We start from the raw sequence: 25,496 nt of genomic DNA, 5'->3' as shown, positions 1-25,496 counted from the left end.
CCCACTTGATGTAGGCGGCACCCCCCTTACATCAAACCTTTTTTCTGCAGTTCGACCTGGAAGTTGTCGCGGGTGATCAGCACCACGTCGGTCACTTCGGTAAATTTCTCTGGTTCTACGCCTTTCTCTACCCAGTCATGCAGCATCTGAATGCTCTTGTAGCCATGAATATCCGGGCTTGGCAGCAGTGAGCCGTAGAAGCCTGTAGCCTGTTTCTTGGAAAGCTCGCTTACCGCATCCACGCCGTTGATACCAATGCCGATCACGTTAGGCGCTTTAAAGCCCTGGCCCTCAGTGGCACGCACGCCGCCCAGCACAGTGTTGTCGTTCATCCCGACGATCAGCCAGTTTTTCACTTCAGGATGCTGCACCAACATCGAGTTGGCGGCATCGAACGCCCCTGGGATATCGTTGGATTTGGTCGGTACCTTGTAGATCTGCTGTTCTGGGAAACCCGCGGTTTTCAATGCGTCCATAGAGCCACCGGTACGGCGGCGTGCAGTGTCCAGTTCATCGGAGGTGATCGCCATTACGCCGGTCTCTGCCACTTTCCAGCCACGCTTGTTCATCTCTTTCCACAGCTCTGCACCTTGGCGTTCACCTATTTTGGTGGCCGCCATCATCACTAGCGGCACGCTCTCCATCGGCTTGCCTTTGGCGTTAACAAACTGGTCGTCAACCGCGATCACTTTCAGGTCATAGCTGCGCGCCTTGGCGACAATCGCCGAGCCTAGCTTCGGGTCTGGGGTGCAGATGACAAACCCCTTGGCCCCGCTGGCCGCCAGGCTGTCGATGGCATTGAGGGTTTTCTCGCCGTCCGGCACGGCAATCTTGATCACTTCAAACCCCAGGTCCTTACCCGCCTTGTCGGCAAATTTCCATTCGGTCTGGAACCAGGGCTCTTCCGGTTGTTTAACCAAAAAACCCAGTTTCATGGTCTCTGCGACAGCTGAATGTGACATAACCGCCGTCAGACCAATCACTGCCAACGCCTTAGTGAATTTATGCATGGTACTCTCCGCTGTTTTGCTTTCATCGGCAGAAAAACCCGGTCACCGTGAAAACGTTATCATTATGAGATCCTGTCACGGCAATGGCCTTATATCTCGCTTCTTGCCGTCGACTCAGGTAAGACGCAAACAGTTTTAGCCGGTATTTGTTAGTTAAATGTAGAGCGCTATCACATCCCGAGATAACAGCAGATATGTGCATACATTTAGCAAATTTAACCAAGTGATAACTTTTGACCCCCATCACAAAATCACTGTAGCAAGCAGAAAAGTGCATACTTCCAGCCAATGCTTCCTCACCTGCCTCCCCGTCCCGCTCCTATCGTTAACCTCAACCTAACAAGTAAGGAGTCCGCATCATGACGGCAGGTGCTATTGCCCTGGGATTAGACTTCGGCAGCGATTCAGTGCGGGTACTGGCTGTCGACTGTCAAAACGGCAACGAACTGGATACCGAGGTGGTCTACTACCCTCGCTGGCAGCGTGGTGACTTCTGTAACGCCGCGCAGAACCAGTTCCGCCACCATCCACTCGACTATATCGAAGCCATGGAGCAGGCCGTCTTCGCCGTGGTGCAGCGCATGAGCCAGGAACAGCGGCAGGCCGTGGTCGGGATTGGGGTTGATTCCACCGGCTCCACTCCCGCACCGATTGATGAACAGGGCGACGTATTGGCGTTGCGGCCAGAGTTTGCCAGCAATCCCAACGCCATGTTTGTACTGTGGAAAGACCACACCGCCATCGAGGAGGCGGAGGAGATTAACCAACTGTGCCGCCGCGGAGATTTCCCCGACTATTCACGCTATATCGGCGGCGTTTACTCCTCTGAGTGGTTCTGGGCCAAGATCTTGCACGTTTCACGCCAGGATGAGGCGGTACGCCATGCCGCCGCCTCTTGGGTAGAACTGTGCGACTGGGTGCCAGCACTGCTTTCTGGCACTACCGCACCGGATCGGTTAAAGCGCGGGCGTTGCAGCGTAGGGCATAAAACGTTATGGCATCCAGACTGGGACGGTCTGCCACCTAAAGCCTTCTTTGCGGCCTTGGATCCGTTGCTGGTGGAAGATCTGCCCTATCCACTGTTCAACGATTCCTACACTGCCGATTTGCCGGTGGGGACGCTGAGCAAAGAGTGGGCCACACGGCTTGGGCTGTCAGAAAGCGTGGTGCTTTCTGGTGGTGCCTTTGACTGTCACATGGGGGCCGTGGGGGCCGGAGCGCAGCCTTATACGCTGGTGAAAGTAATTGGCACGTCGACCTGCGACATTCTGATCGCCGATCGTGAGCGCGTGGGCGATCGTGCCATCAGCGGCATCTGCGGCCAGGTGGACGGCAGCGTAGTGCCGCAAACCATCGGCATGGAGGCCGGGCAATCTGCTTTTGGTGATATGTACGCCTGGTTCAGCCGCCTGCTGAGCTGGCCACTGCGTGAAGCCGCCAGGACGCAACCGCAACTCCAGACACAGCTGCAACAAATCGAGCATGACATGCTGGCCGCCCTGACCGCCGCCTGGGCCAAAAACCCGTCGCTAGACCATCTGCCCGTCGTCTTGGACTGGTTCAATGGCCGCCGCACCCCCTACGCTAACCAGCGTCTTAAAGGAGTGATCACCGATCTCAACCTTGGTACCGATGCGCCCACGCTGTTTGGTGGCTTTATTGCCGCAACCGCTTTTGGCGCTCGTGCCATCATGGAGTGCTTCGAACAGCAAGACATTCCCGTCGATAACGTGCTGGCTTTAGGCGGCATTGCCCGCAAGTCACCGGTAATTATGCAGGTTTGCGCTGATGTGATGGATCGCCCGCTACAGATTGTCGCCTCCGACCAATGCTGCGCGCTGGGTGCGGCCATCTTCGCTGCCGTGGCCGCCGGGCATTTCAGTGACGTTCCGCAAGCTCAGCAGCATATGGCTTGCAGCATTGAACGCACTTTGCAGCCCGATCCTGCTAACGTCGTTCGCTACCAACAACTTTATGAACGCTATCAACAGTGGTGCCAGGCCGCAGAGCCGCGGTTTGCCGTGACAACCAAAAATTAATACGCCGGGGCAGACCCCACCGGCTCAATAAAACCTCTAGATCCAGGAGTTTTTGATGAACATCTTTAAACAACGTGAAGTGTGGTTCGTGATCGGCAGCCAGCATCTCTATGGCCCCAAAACCTTGCAACAGGTGATGAAAAACGCCGAGCAGGTCGTGAACAGCCTGAACCGTGACGCAGGTTTACCGCTGAAAATGGTGCTGAAACCGCTGGTCACCACGCCGGACGAAATCACCACCGTCTGCCGAGATGCCAACTATCACCAGGATTGCGTCGGCATCATCACCTGGCTGCACACCTTCTCACCGGCCAAAATGTGGATTGCCGGCCTGTCTATCCTCGATAAACCGCTGCTCCAGTTCCATACCCAATTTAATGCCGAAGTTCCGTGGGACAGCATGGATATGGACTTTATGAACCTGAACCAGACCGCCCACGGTGGCCGTGAGTTCGGGTTTATCGGTGCTCGTATGCGCCAGCAGCACAGCGTGATCGCGGGCCACTGGCAGGACAAAAATGCCCAGGAGCGTATCGCTCAATGGATGCGTGTTGCCTGCGCCAAACAGGAAAGCCAACAGCTTAAGGTGGCGCGTTTTGGTGACAACATGCGCCAGGTCGCCGTGACCGATGGCGATAAAGTGGCCGCACAGATCCAGTTTGGTTATTCCGTGGATGCTTATGGCATCGGTGATTTGGTCAGCGTGATCGATGAAGTGAGCAAGGGCGATATCGATGCGCTGATCGAAGAGTACGAAGCCAGCTATGAGCTGAGTGACGTGGCTAAAGTTAACGGCGCCAAACGGCAGAACCTGATCGATGCTGCCGCTATCGAACTGGGTATGAAGCGTTTCCTCGAACAGGGCAAGTTCCACGCTTTCACCACCAACTTTGAAACGCTGCACGGCATGAAGCAGTTGCCAGGTTTAGCGGTACAGCGCCTGATGCAGCAAGGCTACGGCTTTGCCGGTGAGGGCGACTGGAAAACCGCGGCGCTGCTGCGCATTATGAAAGTGATGGGCAGCGGCTTAAACGGCGGCACCTCGTTTATGGAGGATTACACCTACAACTTCCAGCCGGGCAACGATCTGGTGGTGGGGTCCCATATGCTGGAAGTCTGCCCTTCCATCGCCAAAGAACACAAGCCACTGCTGGATATTCAATATCTGGGCATCGGTGGCAAGGCCGATCCGGCCCGCCTGATCTTCTCTACCCCGGCAGGCCCAGCGGTAAATGCCAGCCTGATTGATATGGGCGATCGTTTCCGCCTGCTGGTCAATCAGGTGGATACCATTGAGCAGCCTAAACCGTTACCTAAACTGCCGGTGGCACGGGCGATCTGGCGTGCTCAACCTTCCCTGGCTACAGCGGCGGAAGCCTGGATCCTGGCGGGCGGCGCACACCACACGGTGTTCTCGCAGTCACTGAACGCCGACTACCTGCGCCTGTATGCCGAGATGCACAACATCGAATTCCTGCTGATCGATAACGACACCACCCTGCCAGCGTTCAAGAACGAAATCCGCTGGAATGAAACCTACTACCAAATCAACCGCCGCTAAGCGCGCCCGCAAAAACTGCAACCGGTTTCAGAAACCGGTTGCAAACTCATTTCAACTCGACCTAAACTAGACTCAATATTTAACGTATAGAGAGAATAGTTATGTCTGCTTTCCCGAAAGAGTTCCTCTGGGGCGCGGCTAGCGCGGCGTATCAGGTTGAAGGCGCACACGATGCCGACGGCAAAGGCCCATCCATCTGGGATACCTTCTCCCACCTGCCAGGTACCACTTACCAAGGCACTAACGGCGACGTTGCCGTCGATCACTATCACCGCTTCCGTGAGGACGTGGCGCTGATGGCCGAAATGGGGATGCAGAGCTACCGGTTCTCAATCTCCTGGCCGCGCCTGCTGCCACAGGGCCGAGGCACCATCAATGAGGCCGGGGTCAAATTCTACAGCGATCTGATCGATGCCCTGTTGGAACACAATATTGAGCCGATGATCACCCTGTACCACTGGGATTTGCCGCAGGCATTGCAAGATGAAGGTGGTTGGGAAGCTCGCAGCACTGCTGAAGCTTTTGAAGAGTATGCACGCCTGTGTTACCAGCGTTACGGCGATCGCGTCAAACTCTGGTCTACCTTCAATGAAACCGTGTGCTTTATCGGCTTCGGTTACATCACCGGCGGCCACCCACCGGGCGTACAGAACCCGGCGCGCGCTATCCAGGCCTGCCACCACGTCTTTGTGGCCCACGCCAAAGCGGTGGCTGCATTCCGCACCAGCGGCATTGCCGGTCAAATCGGCTTCGTCAACGTGTTGCAAACCCATACCCCGCTCAGCCAGTCTGCGGAAGATCTGGCGGCCTATCAGTTGGCCGAAGGGATCTTTACCCACTGGCTGTACGATCCGGTGCTGAAAGGGGAATATCCGGCTGAACTGCTGGCGCAGACTCAGGCGCTGTGGGGCGTACCGCAATTCGCACCAGGTGATGAGCAACTGCTGCGCGACAATATCTGTGACTTTATTGGCCTGAACTATTACAAACGTGAAACCATCGCGGCCAATAATCAAGAGTCACATCTGACCATCAACACCACCGGTGAGAAAGGCAGCGGCCACCAGCAAGGTAACGAATTCGGCTTTAAGGGGCTGTTCAAGTTCGTCCGCAATCCGAACGGCGTGTATACCGATTGGGACTGGGAGATTTATCCGCAGGGCCTTACCGAAGGCATCATGAATATCAAGGCACGTTACGGTGATATTCCTATCTACATCACCGAGAACGGTCTCGGAGCCAAAGATCCGATTATCGATGGTGAGGTGGTGGATGACGATCGTATCGACTATCTGCGCCAGCACATTGGTGCCATTGAAGACGCCATCAAACAGGGCGCCGACGTGCGCGGCTATTACCCATGGTCGTTTATCGATCTGCTGAGCTGGCTCAACGGCTTCCAGAAGCAGTACGGCTTTATCTACGTTGACCACAACAAGGATCTGGCGCGCCAGCGTAAGAAGAGCTTCTTCTGGTACCAGAAACTGATCGCCAGCAACGGTGCGGAACATTAACTGCCGCTAAGTGGGCGCAGCATGCAGCGCCCCGACAATGAGAACCGGCTGAGGTTTGTAAGCCATGTCATGCCAGTCAGCGCAATCTGACTGGCATTTTGTCGTTGGTGCCGCCTTCTCCTCGCGCATTAGCACATATTTGAGTAAGCTATGTGGCTTACTTCGTTGGAATACCACTCAGGATCTCGTATGACCCAAGCTGAATATTCGCGCATTGGCGGTTGGCTGCTAGCCCCGATGGCCTATCTGATCGTTACCCTGCTCAGCGCCAGCCTGATGTTGGCCCTGTACGGTATGGCCATTTTTATGCCCGAATCACGCGAGTATCTGAGCACCAATGCTCAGGCCTTCTCCACGCAGTGGTATCTATCGGTGATCACCACGCTGGTAATGTGGTGCTTTACGCTGTACCTGCTGTGGCTGTTCTGCCAACGTTCACAACGTTTTCCAAAGCTGTTTCTGGTCTGGCTGCTGATCACCGTGCTATTGGCGATCAAGGCGTTCGCCTTTGCCCCCGTGCCCGATGAACTGGCCGTGCGTAGCCTGTTATGGCCGTTGGTGATGGCCGCCCTGCTGGTGCCCTATTTTAAGCGTTCCCAGCGCGTGAAAGGCACCTTCACCGAGAAGTAACCACGGCAAGGCACGATTTGATCGCCCTGCTGTGTAAATTTTCAACAAAACGAGCAAAAAAGCGCAATACCCTTGCGATTAGTATGTTGTCGTTACGCCGCCGATTACCGATAATAGGCGGCTTTTATTTTTTTAGGCATTGCAATGACCGAATACCTGCTCTTGTTTGTTGGCACCGTACTGGTGAACAACTTTGTCCTGGTGAAATTCCTGGGCCTGTGCCCCTTTATGGGCGTTTCCAAGAAACTGGAAAGTGCCATCGGCATGGGCATGGCCACCACATTCGTGATGACGCTGGCCTCGGTCTGCGCCTGGCTAATCAACAGCTTTATCCTGATCCCGTTGGATCTGGTTTATCTGCGCACGCTGTCCTTTATTCTGGTGATCGCCGTCGTGGTGCAATTCACCGAAATGGTGGTGCGTAAAACCAGCCCGGCGCTCTATCGCCTGCTGGGGATTTTCCTCCCGCTGATCACCACCAACTGCGCAGTGTTAGGCGTGGCGTTGCTCAACGTCAACCTTGGCTACAACTTCCTGCAGTCTGCTGTTTATGGCTTTAGCGCCGCCGCAGGCTTCTCATTGGTGATGGTACTGTTTGCTGCCATCCGTGAACGCCTGGCGGTAGCCGATGTGCCCGCGCCGTTTCGCGGTTCCTCCATCGCCTTGATCACCGCTGGCCTGATGTCTCTGGCCTTTATGGGCTTTACCGGGCTGGTGAGATTCTAATGACTGCGTTGTGGATTGCGGTGGCGGCATTAAGCGCTCTGGGGCTGCTGTTTGGCTTGGTGCTGGGCTTTGCCGCGCGCCGCTTTGAAGTGGAAGAAGATCCAGTTGCCGAACAGATCGACGAAATTTTGCCGCAGAGCCAATGTGGCCAATGCGGTTATCCTGGCTGTCGCCCCTATGCCGAAGCGGTTGCCAATGGCGAGATGATCAACAAATGCGCCCCGGGTGGCGAGCAGGTGATGCTCAAGCTGGCCGAATTACTGAACGTTGAGCCACAACCGCTGGACGGCGGTGCTGCCGTGGCCGAACCGGTACGTAAGGTCGCCTTTATTGACGAAGCCAACTGCATCGGCTGCACCAAGTGCATTCAGGCCTGCCCGGTGGACGCCATCGTGGGCGCTACCCGCGCCATGCACACGGTCATTACCGATCTCTGTACCGGCTGTGATCTGTGCGTTGCACCCTGTCCAACCGACTGTATTGAAATGAAACCGGTCGCCACTACGACCGCCAGCTGGAAATGGGATATGCAAACCATTCCAGTGCAAGTGATCTCCGTGGAGCAACATGTTTAATCTGTTCGCCGCTTTGAAAAAAGATCGGATTTGGGATTTTGACGGTGGCATTCATCCACCTGAAATGAAGACCCAGTCCAGCGGTGTGCCACTGCGCGTGGCTCCCCTGCCAGACATTTTTATCGTCCCCTTGCAACAGCATCTGGGGCCAGAAGGCGAGCTGTGTGTCAAAGCCGGTGACCGCGTACTGAAAGGCCAACCGCTGACCTTTGGCCGTGGCCGCACCTTGCCGGTACATGCGCCAACCTCCGGCACCATCCGCGCCATTGAGCCTCACGTTACCGCCCACCCTTCAGGGCTGGCGGAACTGTGCGTGATTATCGATCCAGACGGTGAAGATCGCTGGTGCGAACTGACGCCGGTCGCCGATTACCGCCAACTGGATGCGGTAGAGCTGATCCAACGTATTCATCAGGCCGGGATTGCCGGTCTGGGGGGCGCCGGTTTCCCAACGGCCAGTAAGCTGCAAGGCGGCCGCGAAGAGGTGGAAACCCTGATCCTCAACGCTGCGGAATGCGAACCCTACATCACCGCCGACGATCGGTTGATGCAGGAACAGGCCGCTCAGATTATCGAAGGCACCCAGATCCTGCGCCACCTGCTACAACCCAAGGTGACGCTGATCGGTATCGAAGATAACAAGCCGGAAGCCATCGCCGCTCTGAAAGCCGCTTTACGCGGGCAGGATGGGATCGCCCTGCGGGTGATCCCCACCAAATACCCTTCCGGCGGTGCCAAGCAGTTAACCAAAATTCTGACGGGCAAAGAAGTGCCTCACGGCAAGCGTTCGTCCACCATCGGCGTGCTGATGCAGAACGTGGGCACCGCCTTTGCCATCAAGCGGGCGATTGTCGATGGCGAACCGTTGATTGAGCGCGTCGTCACCTTAACCGGTGAGGCCATGAGCCGACCTGGCAACGTCTGGGCGCGCCTCGGCACGCCAGTGCAACACCTGCTGGCCTTTGGCGGCTATCGTCCGCAATCCCAGCAGATGGTAGTGATGGGCGGCCCGCTGATGGGCTTTACGCTGCCAACGTTAGACGTGCCGATCGTCAAAATCAGCAACTGCTTGCTGGCCCCGACGGTTGACGAAATGGCCGTACAAGAACCAGAGCAGTCCTGTATCCGCTGTGGGTTGTGCGTTGATGCCTGCCCTGCCGGGCTGTTGCCGCAACAGCTTTACTGGTTCAGCCGTGGCGAAGAGCACGAGAAGGCGCGTAAGCACAATCTGTTCGACTGTATCGAATGTGGTGCCTGTGCCTACGTCTGCCCCAGCAATATTCCGCTGGTGCAATATTATCGCCAAGAGAAGGCTGAGATTAACGCGTTGGATCAGGAAGCGGCACGTACCGCCGAGGCCAAAGCACGCTATGAAGCTAAGCTGGCCCGCTTGGAGCGTGAGAAACTGGCGCGCGAAGAGCGTCATAAAAAGGCTGCGGTGAAACTGACCGACAGCGATCAGGATGCCGTTCAGGCGGCGCTGGCTCGCGTGCGCAGTAAAAACAGTGAGGCTGCTGGCATTGCTATCACCGGCCAGGAGCCGGATAACAGCGCTGCCATTGCTGCCCGCGAAGCGCGTAAGGCCCAGGCCAGAGAACGTAAGCTCGAGCAAGCAAGCGAAATGCCTGCAGCAGCGGTACAAGACGACGATCCACGTAAAGCGGCCGTGGCTGCGGCGTTGGCACGAGTCAAAGCCAAGAAAGCAGCGCAGGCGCAAGACGCCGAGAGCGTGACGGAAACTGTAGCTGCAGAGGATCCGCGTAAGGCTGCGGTAGCGGCAGCATTAGCCCGCGTGAAGGCGAAAAAGGCGGCGCAGCAGGCCGAGCTTTCACAACCGCAAGTGGACGAGGAGCCTATCCCTACGGCTGAACCGGAGGATCCGCGCAAGGCTGCCGTTGCCGCCGCGCTGGCCCGAGTCAAAGCCAAAAAGGCGGCGCAGCAAGCTGAGCTTTCACAACCGCAAGTGGACGAGGAGCCTATCCCTACGGCTGAACCGGAGGATCCGCGCAAGGCCGCCGTTGCCGCCGCGCTGGCCCGAGTCAAAGCCAAAAAAGCCGCACAGCAGCTAGCGATGGTAGATAAAGAGTAAACGCCATGGGGTCTTGCCGAACGCAAGGCCCCACTTAATCAATAGAAATCAGGTAGGTGTAATTGACATCGATCTGCCGCAGTTTGGCATCCTGGTTCCACGCCTTAGCTTCGATCACCTCCATCTCTACGCTTCCGCGTACTTCATTACGTAGCCCCGGCATCACATGCGAGATCAGGTAAGAGATAAATTTCACGCACTCTTTGGCCGTCCCTTGATGGGTAATCGCGATGTACTCACGCGCTGGCAAGCGAATATCTTCAATCTTGTGACCAGAAAGGATGTCCTTCTTGAATTCCGGCTCCACCGCCATGGTATGCGTGACCGAACACTCGCCTTCGCCGCGCTCATTGTCAGAATGGATGCTGTAAACCTTGTGGCACTCCATATTCAGCCCTTTGAAGAAGTCATTAAAGATTTCCCCCTTCATGGCGATACAGGACGAAATTGCCATCTCTTGGGCTGTATCAAATTCCATCTCACGCGTAAAACCGACCAGGTGCGTATCCGGCAACGTCAGCCGTTGTATCTCAGGATAAAAACCTGCCTCATACACGGCTTCGAAGTCGAAGCGCGGCATCAGGCTCTTCACGTCCCATTTCTCCATGGTACGGTAGCGGTTTGGCGTAATGCCAAAACGTTGCTTAAACATCCGGGTAAAGGTCTGCTGTGAATCAAAGCCCAATTCATCGGAGATATCGATAATCGTACGGTTGCTGATACGCAGCGCGACCGCCGCACGGGTAAGAATGCGTGAGCGAATATAGGTGGCGAGCTGGATACCGGTGATACGCTTGAACTTACGCTGCAGGTGCCACTTGGAGTAACCGGAGATACGCGCAACTTCGTCCAGATTTGGCCGAGTCTCCAGATGAATTTCGACCCATTCAATCAGCTCCTCAATAAATAAAATATCTTCATTAGTCATTATTAGTTGTTCGCTACTTCAAAAATGCTCAGGATAGTAACCTACGTTAATTATATGAAAGTTGTTATTCCGTGCGCAAAGCAGTCCAAAAATAGCAGCTCGATCATCAGTATGACAACCCATACTGCACGTTTTACATCCAGCCTGGCTTTTCCTTACCGCAAAAGCTGAATATCCTTATGATTAGCACGTATTACCCAGCATATGATTGAGGTAGAATGCAGCGCTGTAATTTCCCCCGGTGCCCGCACCGTGAATGCACTGATTAACATGGCAAAGAAATGGTAGTTATTCTATGAAGTTCAGGCCGGTACAACAGGCAGCCCCCAAGGGCTTACACATCGCCAGCTCTCCGTTTACCCATAACCAGCAAAGCACCAGCCGCATCATGCTTTGGGTTATGCTGGCCTGCATTCCTGGCATGGCCGCACAGGTGTGGTTCTTTGGCTATGGCAACCTTATTCAGACCGCGCTGGCCATGGTGACCGCCCTCGGGGCCGAGGCCGCCATTCTTGCGCTACGTAAACAGCCAGTCAAGGCACGGCTGGCAGATAATTCCGCCCTGCTCACTGCGCTGTTGCTGGGCATTAGCCTGCCACCGCTGGCTCCCTGGTGGATGATCGTTATCGGCACCTTCTTCGCCATTGTGATCGCCAAACAGCTATACGGCGGACTGGGGCAAAACCCCTTCAACCCGGCCATGGTGGGTTACGTGGTGCTGTTAATCTCCTTCCCGGTACAGATGACCAGTTGGCTCCCCCCGGAAGAACTGCGTGCTACCGCCCTGACCCTGCCCGATACCCTGCTAGCTATTTTCAGCGGCCACACCGCCCAGGGAGCCACTCTGCACGAATTGCAGATGGGCGTTGATGGCATCAGCCAGGCCACGCCATTAGACGGCTTTAAAACCGGCCTACGCAGCGGCCACTCGGTGGAACAGGTACTCCAGCAACCACTGTTCGGCGGCACCCTGGCCGGTATCGGCTGGCAGTGGATTAACCTGGGCTTCCTGCTCGGCGGCCTGTTTATGCTGGGCCGTAAGCTGATCCACTGGCAAATCCCGTTCAGCATGTTGGCCGTCATTGCCCTGTGCTCAGGAGTAGCCTGGACGTTAGATCCCGCCCATCAGGCTTCCCCGCTGATCCACCTGTTTTCCGGGGCCACTATGCTCGGGGCTTTCTTTATTGCCACCGACCCGGTCAGTGCCTCTACCACGCCCAAAGGGCGGCTGATATACGGCGGCCTGGTTGGCTTGCTGGTCTGGCTGATCCGCGTATATGGCGGTTATCCCGACGGGGTAGCCTTTGCCGTACTGCTAGCCAACATTACCGTACCGTTGATCGATCACTACACGCAGCCACGCGTGTATGGCCACCGTTGAGGAGTCAATATGCTTAATTCCATGAGAAAGCATGGCACCACACTGGCCGTGTTTGCCGCGGTCACCACCGGCCTGACCGCCGTGGTGTACCAGTTAACCAAAACTACCATTGCCCACCAGGCCGCGTTGCAACAAAAAGCGCTGCTGGACCAGGTCGTCCCGCCGGAACATTATGACAACGATATGCAGAGCGAATGCCTGCTGGTCAGCGATCCGGCGTTAGGCAACGGCGCGCCGCACCCTCTGTATCTGGCCCGCAAGAATGGTCAACTGGTGGCCGCCGCGTTGGAAACGACCGCGCCAGACGGTTATTCTGGGGCGATCCAACTGCTGGTCGGGGCCGATTTTAACGGCACGGTATTGGGAACCCGCGTGATAGAACATCACGAAACGCCCGGGCTAGGCGACAAAATCGAATTACGTATCACCGACTGGATCACCTTCTTCAGCGGTAAAAAGATCGACGGCCCGGATGACAAACGTTGGGCAGTGAAGAAAGACGGCGGGATGTTTGATCAGTTCACTGGGGCCACCATCACCCCGCGAGCCGTGGTCAACGCCGTGCGTCGTACAGCGTTGTTTATGGAGACGCTGCCGCCTAAACTGGATACCTTGCCTGCCTGCGGAGCCAGCGAATGAGTGAAGCCAAAGAGTTAATCGTACAGGGGTTGTGGAAAAACAACTCTGCGTTAGTCCAATTATTGGGGCTGTGTCCGCTGCTGGCGGTAACGTCAACTGCCACCAACGCCTTGGGGCTTGGGCTAGCCACCACGCTGGTGCTGACCATTACCAACGGTTCCATTTCCGCCCTGCGCCGTTGGATCCCGAGCGAGGTCCGCATTCCCATTTATGTGATGATCATTGCTGCCGCGGTGAGTATCGTGCAAATGCTGATCAACGCCTACGCTTTTGGCCTGTATCAATCGTTGGGGATATTTATCCCGCTGATCGTCACCAACTGCATCGTGGTGGGCCGGGCTGAAGCAGTAGCGGCGCGAAAACCGGTAGGACTGGCCTTGATCGACGGTATGGCCATCGGCCTTGGTGCCACCAGCGCCATGTTTGTGCTGGGCTCACTACGCGAGCTGATTGGTAACGGTACGCTATTTGATGGCGCTGACCTGCTGCTGGGCAGTTGGGCCAAGGTGCTGCGCATTGAGATTGTCCATTTCGACACCCCTTTCCTGCTGGCCATGCTGCCACCGGGTGCCTTTATCGGTCTGGGGTTGATGCTGGCAACCAAATATCTGATTGACGAAAAAATGAAGGCGCGTAAAGCCAAGGCTTTGACAGTTGAACCTAACATGGAACAGGGACACGTAGAGAAAGCGCTATGAATAAAGAGAAACGCCTGGAGATCCTGACCCGCTTGCGGGATAACGACCCGCATCCGACCACCGAGCTGGTGTATACCACCCCTTTTGAGCTGTTGATTTCCGTGCTGCTCTCCGCTCAGGCAACCGACGTTAGCGTTAACAAGGCCACGGCCAAGCTCTATCCGGTTGCCAACACGCCAGCGGCCATGCTGGCGTTAGGGGTAGACGGCGTCAAAGAGTACATCAAAACCATCGGCCTGTTTAACAGCAAAGCCGAGAACGTGATTAAAACCTGCCGTATCCTGCTGGAAAAGCATGACGGTGAAGTACCGGAAGATCGCGCGGCACTCGAAGCCCTGCCCGGCGTGGGGCGCAAAACGGCCAATGTGGTGTTGAACACGGCCTTCGGTTGGCCAACCATTGCTGTTGATACCCATATCTTCCGCGTCTGTAACCGCACCCACTTCGCCCCAGGGAAAAACGTGGAGCAGGTAGAGGAAAAGCTGCTGAAAGTGGTTCCCGCCGAGTTTAAAGTCGACTGCCATCACTGGTTTATCCTGCATGGTCGCTATACCTGTATCGCCCGTAAACCGCGCTGTGGTTCATGCATTATCGAAGACCTGTGCGAGTTTAAAGAGAAGGTCTATCCGCTAAACTGAGCCTGCCGGGCACGGCGCTCCGTGTCCGCGACTCTTCCCTCCGGTTTTTTATCAAAAATGTGACTTCAAGCAGCATTAACCTTGGTGGAACCCGGGATTACCCTACAAACTCGCTGTTTCAGATATTTTCAACCGCAAAATTAGTCAAAAATTGTGGTTAACCTCACGTCTTGACGATCACATCTCATTTACAAACCTCACTACCGATCCGTTCATTTTCAGATATTTTGCATAACCCAATTTATGCACAACAAACCAAGGCCTAATCAATCATGTGCATTGGTATGGACTGGATATGGATTAAATAGCAGAAGATATAACTAAATTAATTCAGGATAGCTTTTAATCAAAACAAAAACTCGGCAAATTTAATAATCGCAAACGTTAATACTGCATAACATTTGCAACATAGTTGCATAGCGTTGCCTATGTTATATGTAACAGAACATGTCAAAAAGCTTGCCACGTTGACAAAGATAGTGAACATTAACCGCCGGCATTCATCCTATAACAATGCAGAAGTGTGCAGCCCTGCATCACATTCTGCTATTTCCCGTCCTGACAATACGGGTAGTGAAAAAACCAGAGGTACCAGTGTCAACTGCAAACAACAATTCTTCGGAAAACATTAGCCTTAACGCGTTTAAGCAACCTAAGGCCTTCTACCTGATCTTCTCGATTGAACTCTGGGAACGTTTCGGCTACTACGGTCTGCAAGGCATCATGGCGGTCTATCTGGTCAAGATGCTTGGCCTGAGTGAAGCCGACTCGATTACGCTGTTCTCCTCATTCAGCGCGCTGGTGTACGGTTTCGTGGCCATTGGCGGCTGGTTGGGTGATAAAGTTCTTGGCTCCAAGCGGGTGATCGTCTTGGGGGCCATCGTGCTGGCCGCCGGTTACGCCATGGTGGCCTATTCTGGTCATGATATCTTCTGGGTTTACCTGGGGATGGCCACCATCGCCGTGGGTAGCGGTCTGTTTAAAGCCAACCCTTCTTCCCTGCTATCTACCTGCTATGAGAAAGACGATCCGCGTTTGGACGGTGCATTTACCATGTACTATATGTCCGTCAACATCGGCTCATTCTTCTCCATGCTGGCAACCCCATGGCTAGCGGCCAAATATGGCTGGAGCGTCGCCTTCTCACTGAGCGTGGTGGGGATGCTGATCACCTTGGTCAACTTTATGATGTGCCACGGCTGGGTTAAGCAATACGGTTCAAAACCTGACTTTAAGCCCCTGCAGGTCAAAAAACTGCTGATGGTGATCGTTGGTGTAGTGGCGTTGATCGCCATTTCCAGCTGGTTGCTGCACAACCAGATTATCGCGCGCTGGGCACTGGCTATCATCTCTGTGGGTATCGTCATCGTGTTCGCCAAGGAAACCTTCGCCTTACACGGCGCCGCACGTCGTAAAATGATCGTGGCCTTCCTGCTGATGCTCGAAGCAGTAGTGTTCTTCGTGTTGTACAGCCAAATGCCAACCTCACTGAACTTCTTTGCTATCCACAACGTTGAGCACAATATTCTAGGGATCGCTTTTGAGCCAGAGCAGTATCAGGCACTGAACCCGTTCTGGATCATGATGGCCAGCCCTATTCTCGCCGCGCTGTATAACAAGATGGGCGATCGTCTGCCAATGCCGCACAAGTTTGCCTTCGGCATGATCCTGTGTTCCGGGGCGTTCCTGGTGCTGCCGTGGGGCGCAAGCTTCGCCAACGACCAGGGCATCGTGTCCGTTAACTGGCTAATCTTGAGCTATGCGCTGCAGAGTATCGGTGAGTTGATGATCTCTGGTCTGGGCTTGGCCATGGTCGCCCAGTTGGTACCACAGCGCCTGATGGGCTTTATCATGGGTTCCTGGTTCCTGACCACCGCCGCCGCCGCGCTGATCGCCGGTAAGGTCGCGGGTCTGACCGCCGTCCCAAGCGACATCAACGATGCGCATGCTTCTTTGGCTATCTATAGCCACGTGTTTATGCAGATTGGTATCGCTACGGCGGTGATCGCCGTACTGATGATGCTGACCGCGCCGAAGCTGTACCGCATGACGCTGGATACCGCAGAAGATACGGCAGCAAAAGCGAAAGCTGCTGCACTGTAATCTCTGCTGTAACCTGATCTCAAAAACGCCGGAGCCTAGCTTCGGCGTTTTTTTATGATGTGACCCGTCCTGAATAGCGTTGACACGTTTTCGACTTAGCACGTCAAAATTCACTGCTGCGATAAAATCCGGTTTAAACCAGTGGGTAATGGATCAAGTCGTGAATACGTACCGGCTCCGCGCTGGCATTATGATACGCATGTGGGCAATCCGCCCGGAAACGCATGGCTTCGCCGCTGGCAAGGCTATGCCACTCGCCGTTAATCGCCAGTTCAAGTTGGCCACTGATGACAATGACATGTTCAATCACGCCCGGCTCATGAGCCGAGGATTCACTGAGCGCGCCAGGAGCCAAGTCGATCACAAACATATCAAAACCCAGTTGGCGGTCGAATGGGAAAAGCGGCACCACACGCAGGTCGGCATTGTCTTGATGGAAGATGGGCAACTCACCATGTCGATGCAGCATAGCCGCCGGCTGCAGCGGCGCCGTTTCCAGAAAGGCAGAGAAAGCCACGTTAAACCCGGTAGCAATTTTCCATAAGGTCGCCACCGTTGGGCTGGATTCACCCCGTTCGATCTGCCCCAGCATCGCCTTGCTGACGCCCGTATTTTCGGCAGCCTGATTAAGGCTCCAACCGCGTTGCGTACGTAATGACTTCAGCGTTTGCGCCAAATGGCTGGCAAGATCCTGCATAACTATTCTCCTGAAAAACCTGCGGTGATTATAGCCTCTTGTGCGCTATAACGCACGATGCTATGCTCCGTCAATTCGACCGTTATAACGCACACTACTCGGGAGCGGTTATGCGTCTAGCACTCTCATTACGTGATATCTCCTTTTCTGCCATCGTTGCCGGTTTTGTCGCCGTGCTGGTAGGCTACACCAGTTCTGCAGCGATTATCTTTCAGGCCGCTGCAGCTGCGGGTGCCAGCCCGATACAAATTGGCGGCTGGCTGAGCATGCTTGGTCTAGGTATGGGTATCACTTCGTTGGGGCTCTCGCTCTATTACCGTACGCCAATCCTCACCGCCTGGTCGACGCCCGGTGCCGCGTTGCTGGTCACCAGTTTGCCTGGAACCCCGCTCAATGAGGCCATCGGGGTATTTATTTTTGCCAACGGGCTGATCCTGCTGTGTGGTGTCACCGGCCTGTTTGCCAGGTTGATGAACCATATCCCGCAGGCCATATCGGCAGCGATGCTGGCCGGAATATTGCTCCGCTTCGGGTTGGATGCCTTTGCTTCCTTGCAGATCAATTTTTCACTCAGCGCCGGTATGTGCCTGGTGTATCTGTTCACCCGCCGCTATCTGCCGCGTTACGGGATCGTTCTAACGTTGCTTGCTGGGCTGATCATCGCAGCGTTACAGGGTAACATCCATTTCACCCAACAAACGCTGTCCTTCGCCAAGCCGGAATTTATCGCTCCGCACTTCACGCTGTCGACATTGCTGGGCATAGGTATTCCTTTCTTTGTCGTGACGATGGCCTCGCAGAACGCGCCTGGCATCGCCACTCTCAAGGCTGGCGGGTATGACGTCCCCACTTCACCATTAATCAGTTGGACCGCCCTGACGGCTCTGGTGCTGGCGCCCTTCGGCGGCTTCACGGTGTGTATTGCGGCCATCACCGCCGCCATCTGTATGGGGCCGGACGTTCATCCCGATCCCAAGCGCCGTTATATGGCTGCCGTGGCCGCCGGTGGCTTTTATCTGTTAGCGGGGGTGTTCGGCGGTACCATCGGCATGCTGTTCAGCGCGCTGCCGGTAACCTTGATCCATACCATCGCAGGGCTGGCGTTATTAGGCACCATTGCCGGTAGTTTGCAACGCGCACTCCAGGATGATAAACAGCGGGATGCTGCGGTGATCACTTTTCTGATCACCGCTTCCGGGCTGACGTTGTTAAACGTGGGGGCTGCGTTCTGGGGGCTGATTGGCGGCGTGCTGGCTTACGCTATTTTCTCATTACCACGGCGCAAAATGCCTTGAATCTCGCTATTGGCTCTCAACGGTTGGCAGGATAAATCCGTTATCGCCCTGCGGCAGCGCGATACCCAGGGCACGCGCTGCCAGTTCTGCCACGCGGAAATCGATATCCGCTTGCTCACCATCCTCCAAAAACCAGGCTGCGGAAAGTCCCGCCCAGGCGAGGATCCACTGCAGCAGGCGGCAACGTTCCAATCCAGCCAGCGAGCAAACCTGTTCAACACGACGATGGAAGATATCGGGGTCGGTGGCGACACCGTAATTGGGATTGCAGAAGATATTGGCGTAATCAAATCCACGCTCGCCATACAGACGCTTGGGATCGATCACTAACCAACCGCGTTCGGCAAAATCCAGCACGTTGTCATGGTGAATATCTCCATGTAACACTCCCTGATCCCGTGGGCTGGTCAGCAGCTCTGCTGCCGCGGTGGCACTCAAGCGCAGCATGCCTCCATGGGCCTGCGCTGCAGGCCATAAGGCATTAAACCACTGATGCAAGGGGATCAATTCGGGGTAAGGTTCATCTCGTGGCGCATGCAATCGGGCAATGACCTGACACAGAATAGCGGTTGCCCGTTGGTCTTCACCGTTGCGTACCAGCTGTGACAATGACAACGGCCCCATGGCCCTTTCCAGCAAAATGCCGTCATCATGCCAGGCCAATACCAGCGCAGCACCTTCCCCACGCCACCAGCACATCAGCAACCCGCCAAATTTTTCTTCCTGTTCGCGGGCAATTTTCAGCATTGCGGGCATCATTTGATAGCGTACCGGCATCAACAGGCTGCTGTGGGTTTCAAACGCTGGACCGTCTGGCTCAAGTTGCCAACGTTGCAGATAAGGAATAAATGCCTGGTTGATCACCCTTATGCACCCTTATTGCGGAAATGACTGCCTGAGATGATAGTATTATCAGGCAGCATCCTGCAAAAATTTCGGCTGCACGCGCTGATGAGTGCGTGCTCTTGGTCATCTCCTGGGGTCATCATGTCATTACTCAAACGTACCAACTATACAAAATTACCTAAGCCGGGTGGGCCCTATGTGCACGCGGTACGCCACGCCGATACGCTGTACGTCTCTGGCCTGACCGCCTTTGCCACCGAAGCCCAAGGGCAAACGGTACAAGACCAGGCTCGCGCCATACTGGAACAGCTTGCGGCCGTTGCTGCCAGCGAGGGCACCAATCTTAAATCACTGATCAAGATCACCGTTTTTCTGACCGATATAACCGACCTGGCGGCCATCCGTGACGTTCTGTTCGACTATCTGGACGGTGCGCTTCCTGCCAGTTCTCTGGTTGCCGTCAGCGCCCTGTTTTCGCCAGATCTCAACGTCGAGATCGAAGCCATTTTGGCACTGTAAATCAGGGGCGCTATAATGCGCCCTCATCCAGTTCACAAGGCCCAATCTTAAACCAGGCCTTGGCGATCTTACCCTGCTCAATCTCATAGATGGCAATGACGTCCATCTTCCCGCGTCCCTGTGGAAAATTGCGCGTGACCACCTCTTGGTCGATCACCAAATTCTCTACCACCATACGTTTGATACGCTCACCGTAAAGGCTAGGCTCTTGGAAGCGGGCAATATGACGCTCACGAATTTCTCCTTTACCACGGGCAAGCAACGTATCAGGATGCTGATAATACAGCGCATCGTCGGCCCAGCAGGCCATAAAAGCGTCGATATCACGGGCATTGTAGGCATCAAGCTGCTGTTGCACGATCTCTTCTGGGCGTACTGTTTTGCTGTTCATCATAATCCCCTGCATAACGTTGAATCGAGGTTAAAGCTCGACGATTTCATCCACCTGATGGTGAAACACGTAAGGATCGGAGATCAGCGCGAAGGCTTCATCATCCGGATAAGTTACCGCTACCTGATAGGCTTCACCGGCGAAACACTTGATGGCCTCTAGTGAGGTCCAATAGGTTGCCAGAAAGAAATGTGCATAGTCTCCCTGCACCTCTTGCCTGACAAAAGCCCCACGGTTGCCCGCAATCTCTTTAGCATGCTTGACGCCTGTGACATGCAAATGATCGGCAAATCCTTGCCGATGTTGTAGCGGCACGCAGCCGTGCCAGGTTCTGACAATCATCGCCACCCACTGAATATAAAACCGGAAATAGTGAATAAATAACCTATCATGTTTTTGGCCGATTTCAATCCGTCAGCGCATGATTTTTAAACCGATGCAGAAAGTGACATAACAGCCCTTATCCGCTATGACGCTGTCGGGAATAATCTGCTAATTTAGCAACTGGACTGATTGATGATGAGTGACTATGCAGCAAAAGCCGGTTTTGCATGAAGCCAGACAGTTGAAACGCCTTAACGCCGAAACGCGGCGGCAGTCGCACATGTATAAGTGGATTGCTTTGGTGGGGGCACTGGATGCAGTGTTGGTGTTTTATTATGACCGGGATATGCGTAATGTTTCATTTTCCACCCTGGTGGCACTGGTTTGCGGCTATCTATGGATCCGCGATCGCAATAAGGCGCGCGGCTATCGGCGCGAGTACGACAACAAATACGGCAACTCTCGCAACGAGTAATCTCTCTTCACTTCCAGCCTATTGATAAGGATCGATTTGTGCATTCTTCAACCGTCTCCCCAGAGCTGTTACACCCCTTCTCCCCATTTCAGGCATTAGCCCAAGCGTTACTGCCGCTGACGCTAGAGGGGGATGATGGTTCGCATGATGTGGCCCACCTGCACCGCGTTTGGAAAAATATTTGCCAAATCAGTCAGGATGAAGGAGGAGACCAGCAAATTCTGTGTGCCGCCGTATTGCTGCATGACTGCGTTGCGGTAGAGAAAAACTCCCCTCAGCGTCATCTGGCCTCCCGCATGGCGGCAGAAAAAGCCAGCATCGCGCTGGCAACCCTTGGTTGGTCTAATGTGGATATCAACAAGGCTGCGCACGCGATCGAGGCACACAGTTTTTCCGCCGCTATTCCCCCACAAACGCTGGAGGCCAAAATCCTGCAGGATGCCGACAGGCTGGATGCGATTGGCATGATCGGCGTTGCCCGCTGCTTCTACATCGGTGGCCGCATGCGTAGCGCCCTCTATGATGCCGCCGACCCGCTGGCGCAACAGCGCCAGTATGATGACAAGCGATTCACTCTGGATCACTTCGAAACCAAGCTGTTCAAACTACAGGAAGGGTTTCAGACTGCGGCAGGCCGAAGGATGGCGGCATTACGCACCGAACGCATGCGCCGCTTTCTCAGCGAGCTGCTGGAAGAAGTTTGATCAGCACATTGATAACTACAGAGCAATATCTTTGCCATAAATGCTGTACACTGAAAGTCAACTTCACAACACAGGTTGCCAAAATGAAGAGACTAACGCTGAAAGAGATGACAGAAAGCGAACAACGTGAAGTAAAGACCGATCTGGACAGAGCAAGCAAAAACCTCGAGCGCCAGTTGACCAACTCCGAACATAATAGAATTAAAGACGAAGCCATCGATCGCATTATGGCCGCACGTGAAAAGATTGCCAAAGCGACCCGCGCAGAACGCAAAGCCAACCGGGCACAGCCAACAGGTGCCACCTTCAGTTGGACTGCCTCCATCAGCACGCGCCCACATCGTTGATCACAGACCCCGCTTTAGCGGGGTCTCTGTTTGATAAGCCAAACTCATCTGCACCCAACTATTATTAATATCCCTATTATCATCTGGTTATCCATTGACAGCTGACCGTGGCCTGTCCACTATCGGGTGACATTCACAGGTTATGAGATCGCCATGTCCCCTTTCATCCAACAGGCCACACCGCAGCAAACCGCGTTGACCGTGGGTGAAGCTTTGGCGCTTACCTCGAAGAAACAGCCGCTCATTTGACCGGGGCGCGCTGTCCCGTCAGATGAGCTGACTGGATGGTGTGCAACGCGATACTCCTTTCTGGTTTTTTCATCTGACTCCTAGTCGGTCACGCAGCAGGAGTTTTACATGGCTTCATTTTCCGGTATTTGGGTAGCACTGGTTACCCCATTCAATCATGACGACGTTGATTTCCCAGCAGTCAAAAAGCTGGCTCAGTATCTGATCGCCAAAGGCGTCGCTGGCGTGGTGGTCTGCGGTTCGACCGGCGAAGCCGCGGCCCTGAGCAAAGAAGAACAGCTGGCGGTGCTGGATGCCGTGCTCGAGGTGGTGCCAGCCCACCAGGTGGTCATGGGCCTTTCCGGGAATAACATGGCTAGCACCTTGCAGATGCAGCAGGCCATCAACCAGCGCGATATCGCCGGTGTGCTGATCCCCGCCCCATATTATATTCGCCCTTCGCAGACGGGCCTGGTGGAGTATTTTACCCGCCTTGCCGATGCCTCTCGCGTGCCAGTGATTTTATATAACGTGCCTTATCGCACCGGAGCAACTTTTGAGTTGGCAACGCTGAGGCAACTCGCCCGCCACCCGCAAATCAAGGCGATCAAAGATTGTGGCGGCTGCCCCGAGGCCACCATGGCGCTGATCCATGACGGCGAGATCGACGTGCTGACCGGCGAAGACAATCTGATCCTGACCACGCTGTGCCTGGGTGGCAGTGGCGCAATTTCCGCTGCGGCACACCTGCACCCGGAACGCTTTGTTGCTCTGGTGGAACAAGTCGCGCAAGGCGATCTGGCTGCCGCACGCAGCAATTTCTATACCCTGCTGCCAATGATCCAACAGATGTTCAGCTACCCGAACCCGGGCCCGGTTAAAGCGGCGCTATCTCAGTTGGGACTGATAAAAAACGAGCTTCGCTCCCCAATGCAAACCGCGCCACAGGCATTGCAGCAGCAGATCGCCGATTTACTGGCGCAGTTGCAACCACTCACTCTGGCGGAGTAATAAAATATTGTTGGCAAAACCGCTGTAATTTTTCCGGCCTAGGACTAGGATGGGAAGTTAAACCTGCCTGTCCTTCATCACCATCAAGGAGTTTTCGATGAAATTGTTCTATAAAGCTGGCGCCTGTTCCCTGTCCCCTCACATCGTATTACGTGAGGCCGGGCTGGATTTCACCGCAGAGAAAGTCGATTTAGCACACAAGAAAACCGAAAGTGGTGCCGACTATCTGGCGATCAACCCAAAGGGGCAAGTCCCGGCGTTGGTACTTGACGATGGCAGCCTGCTGACCGAAGGCGTGGCGATTGTGCAATACCTGGCAGATCGCGTACCGGATCGTAACCTGATCCCGGCCGCTGGCACGCTTTCTCGCTATCATGCGATCGAATGGCTGAACTATGTGGCCACCGAGTTGCACAAAGGCTTCAGCCCGCTGTTTAACCCGAAGACGCCGGACGAATACAAAGCGATTGCCCGCGATAAGCTGGCTAGCCAGTTCAGCTACCTGGACTCGGTGCTGGAAAAACAGCATTACCTGTTGGGACAGCGTTTCAGCGTGGCGGATGCGTATCTGTTCACCGTGTTGCGTTGGGCGAAGGCGTTACAGTTTGATCTCACTAAGCACGCGCACCTGACGGCTTATTTCGATCGCGTAGCGGCTCGCCCAGCGGTGGCAGCGACGTTGAGTGCCGAAGGTCTTTAAAGCCTGAATAAAAGAAAGGGGCCACATTGGGCCCCTTGTCAGTATCAAAACAGATTATTTCCAGTCAACCAGGCAGTAATGCTTTTTGCCGCGACGCAGCAGCGTGTAACGGCCAAACAGGCGATCGCTGTCGGTAAACAGATATTCCGGGTTGGATTGCTTCTCACCGTTGATGGTCACCGCATTGGAACCGATCATGGTGCGAGCCTGCCCGCGAGAAGGGACCAGTTCTGCATTTACCAGCGCCTGTTGCAGATCTGCATCGTTCTCCAGCTTGATGGTTGGCATGCCATCCTGAGCCAACTGCGCAAAGTCCGCCTCGGTCATTTCGTGCAGTGCGCCAGAGAACAGGCTCTGGGTGATACGTTTCGCCGCGGCCAAACCCTCAGCACCATGCACCATACCGGTCACTTCTTCTGCCAGCACATACTGAGCGCGCGGCGCTTTACCGCTGTTCTTGTCTTCTTCTTCCAGCGCATTAATCTCTTCAATGCTCAGGAAGGTGAAGAACTTCAGGAAGCGATAAACGTCCGCATCCGCGGTGTTGATCCAGAACTGGTAGAATTTGTACGGGCTGGTTTTTTCCGGAGCCAGCCATACCGCGCCACCTTCGGTTTTACCAAACTTGGTACCGTCTGACTTGGTGATCAACGGCACCGTCAGGCCGAACACCTGTTTCTGGTGCATGCGGCGAGTCAGGTCGATACCCGAGGTGATGTTGCCCCACTGGTCGGAGCCACCGATCTGCAACTCCACCTGATGGCGGTTATACAGCTCGGAGAAGTCGAACCCTTGCAGCAGGTTGTAGGAAAACTCGGTGAAGGAGATCCCGGAATCATCACGGTTCAGGCGCTGCTTGACCGCTTCCTTATTGATCATCTGGTTAACCGAGAAGTGTTTACCGATGTCACGCAGGAAGGTCAGCACGTTCATGCCGCCAAACCAATCGTAGTTGTTGGCCGCAATGGCGCTATTGCTGCCACAGTCGAAATCGAGGAACGGAGAAACCTGCTTGCGGATTTTCTCGACCCATTCGTTGACCGTTTCCGTGGTGTTGAGTTTGCGTTCGGCGGCTTTAAAGCTTGGGTCGCCGATCATACCGGTCGCGCCACCTACCAACGCTACCGGCGTATGGCCGGCCAGTTGGAAACGCTTCAGGCACAGCAGAGGCACCAGATGGCCCAAATGCAAGCTGTCAGCGGTCGGATCGAAGCCGCAATACAGTGCAATTGGCCCTTGCGCCAGTCGCTCTGCTAACGCTTCCTCGTCCGTCACTTGAGCCACCAGGCCCCGCTCTTGCAGTTGTTGAATCAGGTTGATGCTAGCCATCAATTTCTCCATGTATAAACGAATGCACCTTTGCCGGTACACGGCCTTCGCCCATTGGCGAAAATCACAAAATTCGGGGTAGCGCATAGAATAAAGCGC

Annotated in this window: 26 protein-coding genes; 19 read left to right on the top strand and 7 right to left on the bottom strand. The window is 54.9% G+C overall.

Annotated elements, in window-relative coordinates; all coding sequences use genetic code 11:
* Positions 1-26: 26 nt before the first annotated feature.
* On the bottom strand, positions 27-1,010 hold the full coding sequence (locus tag JHD74_RS07945; protein WP_024486690.1) for an arabinose ABC transporter substrate-binding protein: 984 nt from the start codon (positions 1,008-1,010) through the stop codon (positions 27-29).
* Positions 1,011-1,369: 359 nt separating this feature from the next.
* Here JHD74_RS07945 and JHD74_RS07940 point away from each other — a divergent pair, with 359 nt between their 5' ends.
* From JHD74_RS07940 to rsxC, 7 genes are all read left to right on the top strand, one after another.
* Positions 1,370-3,049, top strand: coding sequence for a ribulokinase (locus JHD74_RS07940; RefSeq protein WP_199062332.1), 1,680 nt, complete (start codon positions 1,370-1,372; stop codon positions 3,047-3,049).
* Positions 3,050-3,104: 55 nt separating this feature from the next.
* On the top strand, positions 3,105-4,610 hold the full coding sequence (gene araA, locus JHD74_RS07935; RefSeq protein WP_199062330.1) for an L-arabinose isomerase: 1,506 nt from the start codon (positions 3,105-3,107) through the stop codon (positions 4,608-4,610).
* Between the two features lie 101 nt (positions 4,611-4,711).
* Entirely contained in the window at positions 4,712-6,124 is a 1,413-nt protein-coding gene (locus tag JHD74_RS07930) for a glycoside hydrolase family 1 protein (protein WP_199062328.1), read from the top strand.
* Positions 6,125-6,313: 189 nt separating this feature from the next.
* Entirely contained in the window at positions 6,314-6,754 is a 441-nt protein-coding gene (locus JHD74_RS07925) for a DUF2569 domain-containing protein (RefSeq protein WP_024529933.1), read from the top strand.
* A 144-nt stretch (positions 6,755-6,898) separates the two neighbouring features.
* Positions 6,899-7,480 (top strand): electron transport complex subunit RsxA, encoded by a 582-nt coding sequence (gene rsxA, locus JHD74_RS07920; RefSeq protein ID WP_021178056.1) that lies wholly within the window; start codon positions 6,899-6,901, stop codon positions 7,478-7,480.
* Positions 7,480-8,055 (top strand): electron transport complex subunit RsxB, encoded by a 576-nt coding sequence (gene rsxB / locus JHD74_RS07915; protein WP_024529931.1) that lies wholly within the window; start codon positions 7,480-7,482, stop codon positions 8,053-8,055. The genes rsxA and rsxB overlap by 1 nt, the downstream gene beginning before the upstream one ends.
* Positions 8,048-10,144, top strand: a complete 2,097-nt coding sequence (gene rsxC, locus JHD74_RS07910) for an electron transport complex subunit RsxC (RefSeq protein ID WP_199062326.1) — start codon at positions 8,048-8,050, stop codon at positions 10,142-10,144. Before rsxB ends, rsxC begins: the two co-directional genes overlap by 8 nt.
* A gap of 34 nt (positions 10,145-10,178) precedes the next feature.
* Here the strand turns inward: rsxC and JHD74_RS07905 are convergent, their stop codons facing one another.
* Positions 10,179-11,072, bottom strand: coding sequence for a helix-turn-helix domain-containing protein (locus JHD74_RS07905; protein WP_024529929.1), 894 nt, complete (start codon positions 11,070-11,072; stop codon positions 10,179-10,181).
* 295 nt (positions 11,073-11,367) lie between these two features.
* Here JHD74_RS07905 and rsxD point away from each other — a divergent pair, with 295 nt between their 5' ends.
* From rsxD to dtpA, 5 genes are all read left to right on the top strand, one after another.
* A complete protein-coding gene (rsxD, locus tag JHD74_RS07900; RefSeq protein ID WP_024529928.1) occupies positions 11,368-12,453 on the top strand; it encodes an electron transport complex subunit RsxD in 1,086 nt (361 codons plus the stop codon).
* Between the two features lie 9 nt (positions 12,454-12,462).
* Complete coding sequence (gene rsxG / locus JHD74_RS07895; protein WP_065686131.1) at positions 12,463-13,092, top strand: electron transport complex subunit RsxG; 630 nt, start codon at positions 12,463-12,465, stop codon at positions 13,090-13,092.
* Positions 13,089-13,790 carry an electron transport complex subunit E gene (locus JHD74_RS07890; RefSeq protein WP_024529926.1) on the top strand — a complete coding sequence of 234 codons (702 nt, stop codon included), beginning with the start codon at positions 13,089-13,091 and terminating at the stop codon, positions 13,788-13,790. The genes rsxG and JHD74_RS07890 overlap by 4 nt, the downstream gene beginning before the upstream one ends.
* Entirely contained in the window at positions 13,787-14,428 is a 642-nt protein-coding gene (gene nth / locus JHD74_RS07885; RefSeq protein WP_024529925.1) for an endonuclease III, read from the top strand. The genes JHD74_RS07890 and nth overlap by 4 nt, the downstream gene beginning before the upstream one ends.
* A gap of 594 nt (positions 14,429-15,022) precedes the next feature.
* Positions 15,023-16,531, top strand: a complete 1,509-nt coding sequence (dtpA, locus tag JHD74_RS07880) for a dipeptide/tripeptide permease DtpA (protein WP_024486618.1) — start codon at positions 15,023-15,025, stop codon at positions 16,529-16,531.
* A 133-nt stretch (positions 16,532-16,664) separates the two neighbouring features.
* Here dtpA and JHD74_RS07875 read toward each other — a convergent pair whose 3' ends face one another.
* Complete coding sequence (locus JHD74_RS07875) at positions 16,665-17,228, bottom strand: helix-turn-helix domain-containing protein (RefSeq protein ID WP_024529924.1); 564 nt, start codon at positions 17,226-17,228, stop codon at positions 16,665-16,667.
* A 110-nt stretch (positions 17,229-17,338) separates the two neighbouring features.
* Between JHD74_RS07875 and JHD74_RS07870 the strand changes: the two genes are divergently transcribed.
* Complete coding sequence (locus JHD74_RS07870; RefSeq protein WP_199062324.1) at positions 17,339-18,523, top strand: benzoate/H(+) symporter BenE family transporter; 1,185 nt, start codon at positions 17,339-17,341, stop codon at positions 18,521-18,523.
* 6 nt (positions 18,524-18,529) lie between these two features.
* Here JHD74_RS07870 and JHD74_RS07865 read toward each other — a convergent pair whose 3' ends face one another.
* Entirely contained in the window at positions 18,530-19,384 is an 855-nt protein-coding gene (locus tag JHD74_RS07865; RefSeq protein ID WP_199062342.1) for an aminoglycoside phosphotransferase family protein, read from the bottom strand.
* Positions 19,385-19,510: 126 nt separating this feature from the next.
* Here JHD74_RS07865 and JHD74_RS07860 point away from each other — a divergent pair, with 126 nt between their 5' ends.
* The gene (locus tag JHD74_RS07860) at positions 19,511-19,888 is read left to right on the top strand and encodes a RidA family protein (RefSeq protein WP_024529921.1); all 378 of its coding nucleotides are present in this window, start codon (positions 19,511-19,513) and stop codon (positions 19,886-19,888) included.
* Positions 19,889-19,898: 10 nt separating this feature from the next.
* Here JHD74_RS07860 and JHD74_RS07855 read toward each other — a convergent pair whose 3' ends face one another.
* Positions 19,899-20,279: a nuclear transport factor 2 family protein gene (locus JHD74_RS07855; RefSeq protein WP_024529920.1), complete on the bottom strand. Its 381-nt coding sequence runs from the start codon at positions 20,277-20,279 to the stop codon at positions 19,899-19,901.
* 30 nt (positions 20,280-20,309) lie between these two features.
* On the bottom strand, positions 20,310-20,621 hold the full coding sequence (locus tag JHD74_RS07850; RefSeq protein ID WP_071683635.1) for a hypothetical protein: 312 nt from the start codon (positions 20,619-20,621) through the stop codon (positions 20,310-20,312).
* A 187-nt stretch (positions 20,622-20,808) separates the two neighbouring features.
* On the opposite strand from JHD74_RS07850, the gene JHD74_RS07845 reads away from it, so the two are divergent.
* The 5 genes from JHD74_RS07845 to gstA all read left to right on the top strand — a co-directional run bounded on the left by JHD74_RS07845 (position 20,809) and on the right by gstA (position 24,068).
* Entirely contained in the window at positions 20,809-21,078 is a 270-nt protein-coding gene (locus JHD74_RS07845; protein WP_199062322.1) for a hypothetical protein, read from the top strand.
* Between the two features lie 38 nt (positions 21,079-21,116).
* Positions 21,117-21,782, top strand: a complete 666-nt coding sequence (locus JHD74_RS07840) for an HD domain-containing protein (RefSeq protein WP_074031404.1) — start codon at positions 21,117-21,119, stop codon at positions 21,780-21,782.
* Positions 21,783-21,865: 83 nt separating this feature from the next.
* On the top strand, positions 21,866-22,129 hold the full coding sequence (locus tag JHD74_RS07835; protein ID WP_024486509.1) for a DUF3811 domain-containing protein: 264 nt from the start codon (positions 21,866-21,868) through the stop codon (positions 22,127-22,129).
* A 357-nt stretch (positions 22,130-22,486) separates the two neighbouring features.
* Positions 22,487-23,368, top strand: coding sequence for a 4-hydroxy-tetrahydrodipicolinate synthase (dapA, locus tag JHD74_RS07830; RefSeq protein WP_074031403.1), 882 nt, complete (start codon positions 22,487-22,489; stop codon positions 23,366-23,368).
* 97 nt (positions 23,369-23,465) lie between these two features.
* Positions 23,466-24,068 carry a glutathione transferase GstA gene (gene gstA / locus JHD74_RS07825; protein WP_021178076.1) on the top strand — a complete coding sequence of 201 codons (603 nt, stop codon included), beginning with the start codon at positions 23,466-23,468 and terminating at the stop codon, positions 24,066-24,068.
* Positions 24,069-24,122: 54 nt separating this feature from the next.
* On the opposite strand, the gene tyrS is transcribed toward gstA, so the two are convergent.
* Positions 24,123-25,397 carry a tyrosine--tRNA ligase gene (gene tyrS / locus JHD74_RS07820; RefSeq protein WP_024529915.1) on the bottom strand — a complete coding sequence of 425 codons (1,275 nt, stop codon included), beginning with the start codon at positions 25,395-25,397 and terminating at the stop codon, positions 24,123-24,125.
* Between the last annotated feature and the right edge of the window lie 99 nt (positions 25,398-25,496).

Source organism: Serratia sp. ASV30, from assembly GCF_016428815.1.
Taxonomy (GTDB): Bacteria; Pseudomonadota; Gammaproteobacteria; order Enterobacterales; family Enterobacteriaceae; genus Chania; species Chania fonticola_C.
The sequence above is the reverse complement of the archived record's forward strand: the minus strand, read 5'-3'. Positions and strand labels throughout refer to the sequence as shown.